Genomic DNA, 15,655 nt, shown 5'->3' on the forward strand with positions numbered 1-15,655 from the left:
CCGTCCGGGTTTAAAAAACCGTTTACCTTACGGCTTCTTCCGCGAATATATTTCTGAAACTAAAAAGAATTTTCATGAAAATTTTTCGCTTTATTAAGGACGATGTCGTTCACTCGCAGGGTGGAAATCGTGTGAGCAGGCGGCCATATGGCAGAAGACACCGAAAATCGGGGATCCGACAACAAACCGCTGTCCGGTGAAGACAAGGATGATCGCGGTTCGACACTGGGCTCAGACGAATACCTTCATTCCGGTCTTCTCGACGCGAAGGATCGGCATCTCGACAAGGCACACGACTACCATCTTGATCAGGACATGGGCGTCTCCAGTGAACAGGTGATTTCCAACCTGCATCTGGGCAGCCATCTTGAAAAACCGTTGCCGGACGAAGACCTCAAGCAAGGCGCGTCCTCTCCAGTATCCGTAGCGGAAAATCCGGGACCCGGCGAATTCCAGCAAGCGGAGCCGCATCCGGTTTCGTCCAAGGATCACCTTGAGACAGCAGTTGAGCCTGAAGCCGAGACACGTGTCGCGGGCGGTGAAACAGCCACGCGCAGCGGAAGTTCTGCTTCTGCGCCTGCAATTGAGCGAATCGATCCACTCGACATTCCTGTGAACAATGCCCAGGCGGACGATCCGGGCGGCGCTCAAGCGGCTGCCGCGGCAGCAACCGCGTCAGCGTCAAGCCGCAGCTTCGAGCAAGGCAGCAGCCGGAGTGCGGAACCTGAACCTGCACCGGATACGCGTTCCGAACTGTCTGATGTTTCAGACATCGACAGTCAACAGAATACGGTTGACGAAGATGCCGCGGTCGGAGCATTGACCGGAATTACAGCAAACGCGGATGCTTCGGATGCCTCCGGTGTCACTTACAGCCTGGTCGACGATGCAGACGGCTTGTTCGCGATCGACCCCGCGACCGGAGTGGTTACCGTTGCTGGAGAGCTGGACGCCGAGACGGCCGGCTCGCACGATATTGTCGTGCGCGCTCTTGCCGCCGACGGTCAATCGAGCACCGAAACTTTCACAATCACGGTTGGCGACGTCAATGAGACAGGCATTTCGGCCGTTTCGGATATCGACGCCACGGCGAACCAGATTCGCGAAGATGCCGCTGCCGGGACGGCTGTCGGCGTTACCGCCCAGGCTACCGACGAAGATGCAACGGCAACCGTCTCATACGAAGTGGACGATCCACGCTTCGTGATCGATGACAACGGGGTTGTGACACTCGCTGAAGGGGCCAGTTTCGATGCCGACACGGAAGGTGATGTCTCCTTCACGGTCACGGCAACGTCGAGTGACGGCTCCAGCTCGAGCGAAACGTTTTCTATCAGCGTCACGGATCTCAATGACGAAACCCCGACGGATATCGCGCTGTCGGACAGCGAGGTTGACGAAAACAGCTCCGGCGGAACGGTCGTGGCAACCCTGTCGGTATCGGATGCGGATCTGAACGATACGCATGTCTATCAAATCGCCGATGATCCATCCGGTTTCTTCGAGATCACCGGGAACGAGATCCGCGTCAAGGACGGCGCTCTGCTTGATCACGAAGCGGCGGACGAACACACTTTGACGCTCACGGTCACGGACGCGGCCGGCCAATCCCATTCGGAAGATGTCACGATTTCGGTGAACGACGTCAACGAGGCTCCTCAGAACATCAATCTTAATGCCTTGGACACCGCTGCGGATTTTTCGGCTTCCGACGGATACACCTCGTCTTCAAGCCTCTCCGACATGGGGCTGGAAGCTGATACGACCGTCGTAACCGTGTCGTTCTCCACGGCAAGTGATATTGATACGGCACAGACGCTGTTCGAGACCGGCGGGAATTACTACGGACTGAACATTGTCATCGAAGACGGTGTGCTCAACGTTTACGCCGGCGAAGGCAACAATGTGGAGCTGAGTGCGCCCATTGAGGCCGGAACGGACTACAATCTCGCGCTCGAACTCAACAAGGAGACCGGCACCCTCACCTTGCTGATGTCGGACGAGTTGCCGCTCAATGACATGAATTCGGACAACAGTCTGGCCGACCTGCAGACTGGCTGGACCGATCAGGACTGGGATGGAGGCAACAGCCTTGGTGTCGGAAACCTGGCGGACCACAGCCAGGGACATGTGGGCGGTGACTTCCTGGGCGAGATCGCCGATGAAGGCGTTTCGGTCTACGCGGATGCGACCCTTGAGAGCTATCTGAAACCGGTCGTTGATGAGAACAGCGAGGGCGGTACGGTCGTTGCCAGGCTTTCGACAACGGATCCTGATGACGGCGACACCCACACTTATGAGATCACGGACGATCCATCCGGTTTTTTCGAAATTGTCGGCGATGAGATCCGCGTCAAGGAAGGCGCCGTTCTCGACTTTGAAACCGCGGCCAGCCACGAGATCACGGTCACTGTCACGGACGCCGGTGGACTGAGCCATTCCGAAGCCTTTTCCATCGCGGTCCAGAACGTCAACGAGGCACCACTCGCGCTTGCGCTTGACACGGGCAACAAGGCCGACTTTACCGCCGCCGACGGCTACACATCCCGCACCAGCATTTCAGAGCTCGGGCTTGAGACCGATAGCAACGTCTTTGCGATGTCTTTCACGACAGCTGAAGACGTTGCGACGGCGCAAACGCTTTTTGAGACAGGCGGCAATGTCTATGGGCTCAACGTTGTCATCGAAAACGGGCACGTCAACGTTTACGCCGGCGACAGCAACAATCTGGAACTCAGCGCCGAGATTTCCCCGGGTACCGATTACAACTTCCTGCTGGAACTCAACAAGGAAGCCGGCACGATTACGCTGCTCTTGTCTGATGAACTGGCAATCGGGGAAATGGATCAAAGCAACAGCCTTGCTGCACAGCGATCCGGATGGCCGGACGGCGATTGGGACGGTGGCGACAGTATCGGCGTTGGCAATCTGGCGGGTCACAGCCAGGGTCATGTCGGCGGTGACTTTCTCGGAGAGATCCATGACGAAGGCCTATCCGTCTATTCGGATGCCACACTCGACAATTTCAACACCGGCACGCTGTCCGAAAACACGGCCGGGGCTGTCGTCGGCGCGCTGGCGGTTTCTGACCCGGACAACGGCGACACCCACACCTACTCGGTTTCCGACGACCGCTTCGAGGTTCTCGGCGGCACCTTGAAGCTCAAAGACGGTGCCGTCATTGATTTTGAAAGCGAGCCTACTGTCGATGTCACCGTTACGGCGACCGACGTGGGCGGAAACACAGTTTCAAAGACCTTTTCGGTTGATTTTGATGATGTTGCCGAAGACCTCGTTCTGAGCGACGGCGGCGTGGTGTTCACCGACGAAGGCGTATCAGAAACCAGTATAAACGGCGGCGCGGGCGACGATACGATTACGGCGCATGAAGACGGCGGTGTGATTGACGGCAGCGCTGGTGACGACACGCTGATCGGAGGTGCCGGGGATGATGACCTGGATGGCGGCACCGGTCTTGATACGGTGGTTTTCACCGGCGAGCGCGACGACTACGACGTTACTGAAAACCCGGACGGTAGCTTTACGGTCACCGATACACGCGACGGCGCTCCGGACGGCACGGATACGGTTCGCAACATCGAAACACTCCGGTTTGCCGATGGCGACGTTCTCGCCGGCGACCTTATCGCGCAAGACATAACAAGCGTTGCTGACACGAACGCCACCGAGAACACGATCGCGGAAGACGCCGCAGCCGGTTCCCTCGTGGGCATCACGGCCTTCGCGGAAGATGCCAACGTCAGCGACACTGTATCCTATTCCGTTGATGACGGCCGGTTTGACATCGACGCCGACGGCAAGGTGACCGTCGCAGAAGCTGCTGCCTTTGATGCGGAGACAGAGGGTGCGCTCGATGTCGTCGTAACCGCTGTTTCGAGCGACGGAACCTCAAGTCAGCAGACATTCACGATCACGGTTACCGATGTCGATGAATTCGATGTTTCCTCCGTTCTTGATGTTGATGCATCGGCAAACACCGTTTCTGAGGACGCGGACGCGGGTACTGAAATCGGCGTGACGGCATTCGCCGCAGATGACGACGTGTCCGACACCGTTTCCTACACCGTCGATGATGACCGTTTCGACGTTGCCGAAGACGGAACCGTGACGGTTGCCGACGGCGCGACATTCGACGCCGAGACGGAAGCATCGATCGATGTCACAGTCACTGCCCAGTCCACTGACGGATCGACTTCATCGGAAACGTTCACCGTTGAGGTTGGCAACGTCAATGACAACGCGCCGACCGACATCCTGATCGCGGGCAATCCCGGCAATCTGATCCAGAACGGAAGCTTTGAGGCATTTGACGTTTCAAAAGGGTCCTGGACCCATGCCAAGGAAGATCCCTCTGGCTCCTGGTCCTCCGAAGGACCACTTGAAGTCTGGAACAATCTCGGCAGCGTCGATGCCACGGACGGCGACAAGCATCTGGAACTTGATTCCGATGGCGGTGTGAACTCCATTTCGCAGTCAGTCGAAACAACACTCGGGCAGGTCTATGACCTTTCCTTTGACGCGATGGCGCGTTCAAGTTCTGAGACGAGCACGGTCGAGGTCTATTGGAACGACGAGCTGGTCACCCGTTTCGACCCGGAAACCGGCGATTGGGAAGCAGTCGATCTGCAGGTTGTCGGCACAGGCGGGAATGACGTTCTCGAGTTCCGCGAAACCGCCGAAGACAACAACAGCTACGGCGCGCTTCTAGACAATGTGTCCCTGACCGAAATTCCGATGACGATCGCCGAAGGTGTCAACGGCGCTGTCATTGGAAGCGTATCGACAACCGACGCCGACGCCAGAGACAAGCACTCCTACAAGGTTTCTGATGACCGTTTCGAGATCGTCGCGAACGGCATTGGCGTGATGGTGCTGAAACTCAGGGATACCGAGAGCCTTGATCGTGAGAGCGATGACAGCATCGTGCTCACGGTCACGACAACCGATTCCGGCGGCCTTACCTACAGCGAAGACGTCACCGTTTTCATCGCCGACATTTCAGAGTATTCCGTTTCATCGATCGAGGACACGGACGCGACTGCAAACACACTGGCTGAAAATGCTGGCGCGGGCGATGAGATCGGTGTGAGTGTTGCCGCAACCGACGAGGATGCGACCGATACAGTTTCCTATACCGTTGACGACGACCGTTTCACCGTTGCCGATGATGGCACCGTAACAGTTGCTGAAGGTGCAACGTTTGATGCCGAGACGGAAGCAACGGTCACCATTACCGTTACGGCGGAGTCCAGCGACGGGTCGACGTCATCTGAGACCTTCGAGGTCGAAATCGAGGATGTCGACGAAGAGGACGTATCCGCCGTCATCGACACCGACGCTTCGGCAAACTCGGTCGCCGAGAACGCGGCCACCGGCACGGATGTCGGCGTCACGGCATCCGCCTCCGACGGCGACGTCAGTGATACGGTCTCCTATTCGGTCGACGACAGCCGCTTTGACATCGCCGATGACGGCACGGTCACGGTCGCCGATGGAGCAACGTTCGACGCTGAAACGGAAGGCATGATCGACGTCGTGGTGACCGTCACGTCGACCGATGGGTCTTCTTCGCAGCAAACCTTCACCATAACGGTTGCCGACATCAATGAATTCGCGGCTTCGCCGGTGCAAGACACAGACGCAGCCGAAAACGCCATTGCTGAAGATGCGGTGGAAGGTACCGGCATCGGTATCACGGCTTTTGCCAGCGACGACGACGTGTCGGACGACATTTCCTACTCCGTCGATGACAACCGCTTCGAAGTCGCGGATGACGGGACGGTCACGGTCGCCGCCGGAGCGTCGTTCGACGCGGAAACGGAAAGCTCCATCGATGTCACAGTGACGGCTGAATCCTCCGATGGGTCGACAGCGGAAGAAACATTCACAATCGACGTATCCGATGTGAACGAGACCAGCGTTTCAAAGGTTACGGACACGAATGCTGCCGACAACACCATCGCGGAGGATGCCGGCGAAGGAACTTCAGTCGGCGTGACAGCATTCGCAGAGGATGCCGATGCCACCGACACGGTCTCCTATTCCGTCGATGACAACCGCTTCGAGGTCGCGGATGACGGGACGGTCACGGTCGCATCAGGTGCGTCGTTTGATTTCGAAACCGAACCGTCGATCAGTCTCACGATCACGGCGACCTCCTCCGACGGCACAAGCTCAGAGCAGGTCGTTGATATCGGCGTTTCCGATGTTGCCGAGACATTCAGTCTGCAGGCCGGACAAACCGTTTTTGTTGATGAAGGGGTCGCAGAGCCAACCATCTATGGAACGGATGCGGCTGAGACGATCACGGCACACGACGATGGCAGCAGGATCTTCAGCGGTGGTGGTGCCGACACGATCCATGGCGGCAAAGGCGATGATCACATCGAGTTCGGCACCGGTGCCGATACCGTGTACGCCGGCGATGGCAACGACTTTATCGACGATGAGGTCGGAACACGGCCCAGTACGGAGGCGAACCTGCTTGATGGCGGCGCCGGCAATGACGTCATATACGGCGGCGGCGGCGACGACACACTTGTGGGCGGAACCGGAAATGATTCTCTGTCCGGCGAGGAAGATGACGACACGCTCCAGGGCGATGCCGGCAATGACAGGATCTCCGGGGGGAGCGGGACCGATACCGCCGTTTATTCCGGTAACCGGGACGACTATGACATCGTCGAGAATTCCAACGGGTCCTACACGATCACCGACACGCGTCCGGATTCCCCGGACGGAACCGATACGGTTTATGATGTGGAGGTGTTCTCCTTCGCCGATGGCGATGTGCTGGCAGGCGACCTTGTCCCAGAAGACATTTCGGCCGTAAGCGATGCGGATGCGTCCGAAAACGCGATCTCGGAAGATGCAGCCGCAGGCGACAGCGTCGGCATTTCGGTGAGCGCCGAAGACACGAATGTGTCCGACAGCGTTTCCTATTCCGTTGACGATGCCCGCTTCGAGGTGTCCGACAATGGCGAGGTCACCGTCGCGGCGGGCGCGGAGTTCGACTACGAAACCGAACCGAGCATCGATGTCGTGGTCACGGCGACCTCCACAGACGGTTCCACCTCCGAAGAAACTTTCACGATCGATGTGGCGGATGCCGTCGAAAGCATGGAACTTGACGATACCGGTGTCACGATGACCGATACCGGTGTTGCAGAGAGTTCGATCACGGGCGGCAGCGGCAACGACACCATCACCGCGCACGATGACGGCGGTGACATGGATGGCGGCGATGGAACCGACACTGTCATGGGCGGTGCCGGTGAGGACACGCTAGATGGCGGTGCCGGCGCAGACAATGACACGCTTCAAGGCGGTGAAGGCAGCGACACATACATGCTGCGTGGCGATGGCCGTGCGGACATCCTGTCGGATACAGGTACAACCGGAACGGACCGGATCATTCTGGCCGAAGACACCGGTACCGAATTCGAACTGGAAGACACTTTCAATGCGGCGACACAGGGCATTGAAGAAATCGACGGAAGCGGCGTTTCGGGAGAGACACTGAGAGCGCAGCGCAGCGATTCGGAGATCGACTGGGACTTCACGGGGGTAGACCTCACCGGAGTAGACCAGATCGAGGGCCGCGACCGGGACGATTCCATTACCGGTTCGGCAAGCGACGACAACATCCTTGGCGGCGCGGGCGACGATACACTTGCCGGAAGCGGGGGTGACGACACCCTTGATGGCGGCACGGGCACGGACACAGCCAGCTTTTCCGGAAATCTTGCGGACTACACTGTTACCGAGGATGCCGGGACAGTCACGATCGTCGACAACCGGGACGGCTCGCCGGACGGAACCGACACGCTCACGAATGTCGAAAATTTCGAATTCGCCGACGGGACCTACTCGCTCGGTGACATCGTCAACCTCGCACCGACCGATATCGCCCTTTCCGCCAATGAAAGCCTGTCCATCACCGAAGTTGTCGGCGGCGATGCGGTTGTTACGGGCGAGATTGTTTCAGACGGCTTCGGCAACCAGTCGGTCGATCACTGGTCAATCAGTCATGACGGCGGAGATCTGACGATCGATGTGCTGGCAGCCGGCTATGAGTCGGGCAGTCTCGATAGCCAGATCTATCTCTATCGCGACAATGGTGGCGGTGACTACACGCTCATCGCAAGCAATGACGACGGAGCGGCCGGCAGCGACGGCAGCACCCGGTCCTTCGACAGCTATCTTGCAGAAACCGGTCTAGAAGCCGGGACCTATATGGTTGTCATCGGCAGCTATCCGCTCGACACCGGCGAGGCTCTGGACAGCGGATCTGACTATCCGGCATCAGGCTCGTCGACCGGCCCCTACCAGATCACTGTTACCGGCGATGCCGAGATCACGGGGATCAGCGAGAACCCAGTTTCCGGTGAAGACTGGGGTGATCCTGGAAGCAATGCCGTTCTCGTGTCGAATGGCGCCGGCGAAGAGACAATCGCGGCGGGGTCGGAACTGACCGGGATCGAGACCATCACCGACGAGAATTCGGGCGACTCGTTTCACTTCAGTTTCCTCGACGACGGCGACGGTGCTTTCCAGATCAATTCGGACACCGGCTCGGTTTCGCTGGCGCGCGAGCACGATGCAGGTACGGCCAAGAGCGACACGGTTACGATCCAGGTCGCAGATGCCGCCGGCGCAACGCTCGACAAGACTGTCGGGATAGAATTGGGGACAGCAGAGTCCGACAGGATCATCGGCACGGACGAAGATGACATTGTCTTCGGGTTCGGCGGAGATGACAGCATTGACGGCGGTGCCGGAGACGACATGCTGGTTCTGTCCGGGAACCAGGCCGATTACGCGATCTACGACAATGGCAACGGCAGCCACACGATCGTCGACACGCGCGATGGCTCGCCGGACGGCACAAAGACAGTCAGCAATGTTGAGGACTTCACCTTCGCTGATGGGAAGGTGGCCACGGACGATCTGTCACTCAGCAGCGAAATCACGCTGCTCGACGAGAACGCAAGCGGCAATCAGATCCATGAAACCGCGGATGCCGGGTCTGAAGTCGGCATTTCCGTTTCCGCACTGACGCCGGGCGAAGGTGCCCTCACCTACGCTTTGAGCGACGACCGGTTCAGCATCGATTCAGATGGTGTTGTCACGATTGCCGACCACGCTTTCTTCGACAGCCAGGTGGAAAGCTCGATAGACCTGACAGTCACGGCGACCGCCGAAGACGGCAAGGAGGCCTCCGAGACCTTCACCGTCAACGTGAACGGTTCCTACAGCTACGAAATGACTGGCGGTCTCGGAAACGGAAGCTTCACGGGTTCCGATGACCGTTCGTATTCCGTTGATGGTGTCGGCGGCAACGACATCATCGAAACCGGCGATCAAAACGACCGCATTGAAGGCGGCTCGGTTGCCGGGAACGACCAGATCACAGGCAATGGCGGGCGCGACCTTCTGTTCGGCGACGGCGGAGATGACACGATATCAGGTGGATCCGGCGATGATATCATCGTCGGCGGTGCCGGAGACGACACCCTGAACGGCGGAGATGGCTCGGACCTCTTCATGCATGGCCTTGGCGACGGCAACGATGTCATCGAAGGCGGTGCAGGCACGGCCTGGACCGATGTCATCGATCTCGGCGGCGGCCCGGGCGTGACGGCGGCCGGGGAGTACGGCACCGACTGGACAGTGACGATCACCAATGGCTCCGTTGAAAAGACGGACACCGAAAACAGCCGCCTGGAACTCTCGAAAGACGCCGAAGGGTCCATCGATTTCAGCGATGGCAGCAAGATCGATTTCGCTCAAATCGAGGAAATACGCTGGTAAGACAAACGAGTCCGGCGAACCCGCCCGCAAAACGCTGCCGCATCAACAAAAGCCCGGTCAGGTCGACCGGGCTTCTTGGTTAGGACAGAAAAACAGGCGCGGCGCAGTCAGCGTTCGCTCAACGGATCGCCGATTGCGCGCGTGACCGGCTTGAGCAGGTACTGCATGACGGACTTGGAGCCGGTGACAATTTTGGCGTCAACAACCATTCCCGGTGAAATCGTCTCGGCCTGTGCACCGCGCCCGATCATGTTGGACGACAGCGGTATGGACGCCTTGAAATAGTAGTTGCCGTATTCGTCCCGGAAACTGGACGCAGACAGGACGGTGACCTCACCTTTCAGCGTTCCCTGAATATTCGGATCGAAGGTCGTGACGGCTATCTCAGCTTCGTCGCCGACTTCCACATGCCCGATATCCCTCGGAGAAACACGAACTTCTGCGACCAGATCACTGTTGCTCGGCACGATTTCAGCAACGACGTCGCCGGGCGCCAGAACACTGCCGGGGCCTTTGAGATTGAGGGCCTTGATGTGTCCGCTTGCCGGCGCGCGGACAAAGAGCCTGTCGAAACGGTCCCTTTGTTTTTCCGCCTCAAAGGCAAGCTCGTTCCGCTCCTGAACAACCCGGCTCCGCTCCTCTGCCAATTCTTCTGCAGCGGATGCTATCGATCTTTCAAGACTCGCGCTTGCTTCTGCAAGCCGGGCTTCGGCTCTACCCTTTTGGCCGATGAGTTCACTCAGCGCACTCTGCGCGAGTTGAAGCGCGGACTTCGCGTCGAGGAAACGGCGTTTGGATGAATAACCCTGATCATAGAGCGTCTGCTGGATCGTGAACTTTTCCTGTTCGATCTCTAGCTGCGTCCGCTGAAACGCAATTCGTTCAACAACACTGGCAAGCTCCGCCTCGCGTTCGTCGATCCGTGCCTTCAGGGCCTGCTGTTCCTGCTCCTGGGCACGCTGCTGCGCCTCGGAGGCGGCTTGCTGGGCTTCGCTGAAATCGAATCCGCCGCCCGATCTCAGATCGCTTATGTTGGAGAAGTCCGGGTTGAGGACGAGACGCTGTTCCTCGCGCTCAAGAAACTGAAGCCGTGTCCGAACCCGCTCCAGGTCGCTGGACGTCGCTGTTTCCTGAAGACGCACGAGCGGCGTCCCCTTTTCAACAAGCTGGCCCTCCTGAACCAGAACTTCTGCAACAATGCCGCCTTCAAGGTGTCCGACGGTCTGGACCTTTCCGGCAGGGACGATCTCGCCTGATGCCTTGGCCACCTCTCGGACCTGACCAACCACCGACCAGCCCAGAAAAGCGGCTGCGCCGAGAGAAAGGACCTGAAGAATACGCCGGTACGCAAAAGGAGGCGGCCCCTCCTCCAGCTCAAGGGGCATGTCCAATGAATATTCTTCTTTGGCTGATTTGCGGCGAAACATGATGAACTGGAACCACTTTGAAACTCGTGCCCGAACAGTGCGCCAATAAAGTAAACATCTGCTGAATCAAGATGTGACCCATTTGAGGCGCAAACGCTGGGACCATACCACTAAACGATTGTTTTTGAGGCGTTTCCTGCCAGTCCTGGTGTCAGGCTCTGTTCCCGCAAAATGGTGAACACATGGCTGCGACAAACCAGATGGTTCTACATTGTCCGCGCCGATTTCCAGCCCACCGGGCCGCGTTTCAACGGCTCTTTTCATGCTGCCGTGTCGGAGCATCGTCCGTTGCGCCACGCGCCGGTTGTTCTTGCATAGTCCCATCCGAATGCGTCGTCGGACGGTCCATGCGTGTTGAGCATGTCGAGCCTTTCGAGGGCTTCCGGCAGATCGGGAAGATGTCCGGCGGGCACGGGCCACATGACAAAATGCATCTTTTCCATGGCCTCGAACCATTCAGCCCTGCGCGCATAGATACGCCTGTGAACCGTCTGGAATACGAATTTCTCCAGCGAGACGACGTCCTGCCAGACCGAGAGGTTCGGGATCACCCTCGGATCGTCCATAATGACCGTCGTTTCGCCTTTGCTTGCATCTTCAACGAGGCGCCAGATAAATCCCTCGCTCCGCTCTGCAACCGCATTTACCCTGTTGAGATTATTCACGAAATCGGAAACCCTCGGGTCATTGATGTCGTATTTCAGCCGAGCGATATTCAGTTCCGCAATGTAGTGTTTTGGCATCCGGCCGTTCCCTCGCTTTTGGACTGAGCTGCGTCTTCATGTGCGCTTGCACGGGATTCGAAGCAACGTTATAAAGTAACGCGTTACGAAATTCTCTCTGGAAGACGGTTCGACACATGACACCTTCTAACACGTTCTCAAATACCGCAAGAATATCCGGCCGCAGGCTGACAAGGTCGATGCTCGCAGGCTCTATCGCTCTGGCTGCAGGCATGACGGCTGCAAACGCGGACGCCCCCAGTGTCGTCACAACAATCAAACCAATCCATTCCATTGCGTCGGCAGTCATGGAAGGCGTTGGCGAACCTGAAATCATAATCGACGGCGCCGCATCGCCGCACGGTTTTGCGCTGAAGCCATCCCAGGCAGCCCTGATCCAGGGTGCAGATGTTGTCTTCTGGGTTGGGCCGTCCCTGTCATCTTCGCTTGCCAAGCCGATCGAAGCCATGGCGGCCGATGCCGTCGAGGTCGAGTTGCTTGATGCCAAGGGGATAGACCTGCTGCCCTACCGCGAAGGCGCCAACTTCGACGCGCATGATCACGATCATGGTGATCACGAAGAGCATGCCGATCATGATGACCATGACAAGCATGAAGAGCACGCTGAACATGATCACGACGAACACGATCATGAAAAACACGCTGATCACGACGATCATGATCACGAAAAGCATGAAGAGCATGCCGAGCATGATCACGACGATCACGAAAAACATGCCGACCATGACGATCATGACCATGACAAGCATGAAGAACACGCCGAACATGATCACGACGAACACGATCATGAAAAACACGCCGATCACGACGATCATGACCACGACAAGCATGAAGAACACGCCGAGCATGATCATGACGAACACGATCATGAAAAACACGCCGGCCACGATGATCATCACGGACACGACCACGCCGGTGGCATGGATCCGCATATCTGGCTGAACCCGGACAACGGCATTGCGATCGCCGCTGCCATGGCGGAAACGCTTTCAGAATTCGATCCGGATAATGCGGCAACCTACAAGCAGAATGCCGCTGCTTTCGCAGAGCGGATTGAAGCGCTCGAAGGCGATCTCGCCAAAACGCTGGAGCCTGCGAAAGGGAAAAACTTCGTGGTCTTTCACGACGCCTACCACTATTTCGAACACCATTTCGATTTCGAAGCCAGTGGTGCGATTACGCTCACGCCTGAAACTGTCGCAAGCGCCAGCCGCGTCGCGGAAATCAAGGATCAGATGGCCGACCTCGAAGTCACCTGCGTGTTCCAGGAGCCCCAGTTCGAAGCCAAGCTTGTCGATGTCGTACTGGAGGGAACCGATGCGCGCAAAGGCACTCTGGATCCGCTTGGAACAGGCTTGGAAAACGGGCCGGACCTTTATCCCGACCTCCTGACTAGCATGTCGCAATCACTTGCAGACTGCCTGTCCGGACAATCCTGACAGCGGCAACAGGCCGGGGCGGGCTTTCGGCCCGACCCAAGAGAGGAAACAAAAACGCCGGGCAATTTGCCCGGCGTTTCTCGTTCATGTATCCGCGCCTAACCTGCGGAGCGTGCCTTTTCGCGCACTGCCTCGGTCTTTTCGATCGCTTTCAGCAGGTAGCGATCGCGATCGTAGATGTCCGAGTAATAGCCAATGCCGCTGCCATCGAGTTCCGGCCATGCCGTGAAATAGGAAACATAGACCGGGATATCGCCCGTGACCTGTTCCTGCTCATTCTGACCGGCGGCGATCCGCGATGTCACATAGTCCTTGGATTTGCCGAGAACGGCAGCTGCCATGCCCTTGGGATCATGCAGCCGGATGCAGCCATGGCTGTAGGCGCGCACATCCTTGTTGAACAGGTTCTTTGAAGGCGTGTCGTGCATATAGATGTGATGCCGGTTCGGGAAAAGTATCTTCACTTCTCCCAGCGCATTGGCGCGGCCGGGATACTGCCTGACATTGACCGACGTCTGCTTTGCGGCCACCGCATACCAGTTGACCGAAGCCGACGAAATCTTCCTGCCGCCCGGCGTCGTGACTTCATATCCTGCCTTATCCAGATAGGACGGATCCCGCGCGAGCTTTGGCACCATCTCGTTGACAATAATCGAGTACGGCACGCCCCAGTACGGGTTGTATTCGACGACTTCGATCTTGTCGTAGAAGAAGTTGGTCTGATTGGATTTCTTGCCAACGACGACGCGCATCGACAAGGGCTCTTCGTTCGGCGCGGTGTAGGTTGCGGTGAAGGCTGCCTGGTTGATGAACACCTTGCGGCTGCCCAGTTCCTCGGGGATCCAGCGGCTGCGCTCCATCGCCAGTTCGACCTTGGCAATCTTGGCCGCATTGGTTTCACCGACAAGTGCCTTGATGGTGTTCTTGCCGACAATGCCATCCGGTGTCAGCCCTGCTTCTTTCTGAAAAGCCTTGACGAGCTTGACCAGAGCGGGAGCGTATTCTTCGCTCTCGTCATACCCGGCAAGTGTCTCGTCATGCGCCGCTTTCAGCTCGTCCGATCCGTTTTTCGCGATCGCGGCGACGATGTTCTTCATTTCCGGGCTTGATTTGCCGGCTTTCAGAAACGTTCCCGGTGCAATGACGATCTGGTTGGCGTCTTCGTCCTCTGCCTTCAGGCGCTTCAACTCTGCCACAAGCGCCCGGAAATGATCGTTCTGCGGTTGATGGGCAGCCAATTCATCCTGCGTATCCGCGGATGCGGCAAGTCCTTCCAGGGCCGCGACCAGATCCACGTCGTGCCTTGGCAGATCGTGGTACTGGGAGATCTTGTTCGGATCGACCCGGCCACGTGTGGCGTCAAGAACGTAAGACAGCGCCGCAGCACTCATCTGCATTTCAAAGCGCATCAAGGCAGCGTTGCGATCTTCTTCGTCAAGGCCGGAAAGAGCCGGAAGCGGAACGAAGTAGTCCGCCGGGACCAGCGCATACGTGTCCGCAGAGGCCAATTCCCTGCGTGCCTTCGCAGCTTTCAGGGTGACGCCGTCCTCATTGACCCAGACAAAGTCCGGATGCTCGCGGTAATGGGCAATCAGCGCTTCGCCAACTTCGGGAAGAACCGTCACGGAAAGGCCCTTGAGAGCCGGACGCGCTTCATCGAACGCCGTCAGCACCGCCGGTTCCACCGGAGCCGCGTCCGTTTCAACCTTGGCAGTATCCACGGTTTCCAGTGTTTCGGCAGCCGGTTGAAGCTCCGCGGTTTTCTTTTCCGAGAGCGGTGCCAGGGACACCTTTTTCATCGTGTCCGGCGTGTAGTTGAGATAGCGCGGTGCCGCGACCCTTACAGACACTGCTTTTTTGCGAAGGTCTTCCTGGCGCTGGCGTTCCTGCTGCCGGCGGTGATTTTCAGGATTGAAAAGGCGTTGAAACAGACCCTGAGCCGACGCTGTTTCCGGAAGCGCGACACTGAACCCGGATGCGAGAACGGTCACCATGAGGCAGGCCTTCAGCGAATTCGCCGTCACCTTTCGAACACCGCCCGTCTCTTTTTTGTCAGAACCGACACACATGCCAGTTGCATGTTTCATCTTGTTTGCCTGCATTGTCTCAACCCACGAATTCGTAAACCGGTCAAAAATCGGCGTACAACCCAAAGCCGTCACTCGCTGCATACCGACGTAAATCATTTGCCCGGAAGGCTGCCCTCCCGCAC

General features: G+C 57.9%; 5 protein-coding genes. 2 read left to right on the plus strand and 3 right to left on the minus strand.

Annotation, left to right across the window (positions count from 1 at the left end; genetic code table 11):
* Nucleotides 1-147 precede the first annotated feature (147 nt).
* Nucleotides 148-9,834: a cadherin domain-containing protein gene (locus RBB49_RS21620; RefSeq protein WP_306144977.1), complete on the plus strand. Its 9,687-nt coding sequence runs from the start codon at nt 148-150 to the stop codon at nt 9,832-9,834.
* Between the two features lie 107 nt (nt 9,835-9,941).
* On the opposite strand, the gene RBB49_RS21625 is transcribed toward RBB49_RS21620, so the two are convergent.
* Together RBB49_RS21625 and RBB49_RS21630 are read right to left on the minus strand one after the other, a co-directional pair.
* Complete coding sequence (locus RBB49_RS21625; RefSeq protein WP_306145083.1) at nt 9,942-11,219, minus strand: HlyD family type I secretion periplasmic adaptor subunit; 1,278 nt, start codon at nt 11,217-11,219, stop codon at nt 9,942-9,944.
* Between the two features lie 302 nt (nt 11,220-11,521).
* Nucleotides 11,522-12,004, minus strand: coding sequence for a DUF3291 domain-containing protein (locus RBB49_RS21630; RefSeq protein ID WP_306144978.1), 483 nt, complete (start codon nt 12,002-12,004; stop codon nt 11,522-11,524).
* A gap of 287 nt (nt 12,005-12,291) precedes the next feature.
* On the opposite strand from RBB49_RS21630, the gene RBB49_RS21635 reads away from it, so the two are divergent.
* Nucleotides 12,292-13,443 carry a zinc ABC transporter substrate-binding protein gene (locus RBB49_RS21635; RefSeq protein ID WP_306145084.1) on the plus strand — a complete coding sequence of 384 codons (1,152 nt, stop codon included), beginning with the start codon at nt 12,292-12,294 and terminating at the stop codon, nt 13,441-13,443.
* Nucleotides 13,444-13,541: 98 nt separating this feature from the next.
* Here RBB49_RS21635 and RBB49_RS21640 read toward each other — a convergent pair whose 3' ends face one another.
* Complete coding sequence (locus RBB49_RS21640) at nt 13,542-15,530, minus strand: murein L,D-transpeptidase (protein WP_306144979.1); 1,989 nt, start codon at nt 15,528-15,530, stop codon at nt 13,542-13,544.
* Nucleotides 15,531-15,655 lie beyond the last annotated feature (125 nt).

The sequence above is a fragment of the Roseibium sp. MMSF_3412 genome (assembly GCF_030733265.1).
GTDB lineage: Bacteria > Pseudomonadota > Alphaproteobacteria > Rhizobiales > Stappiaceae > Roseibium.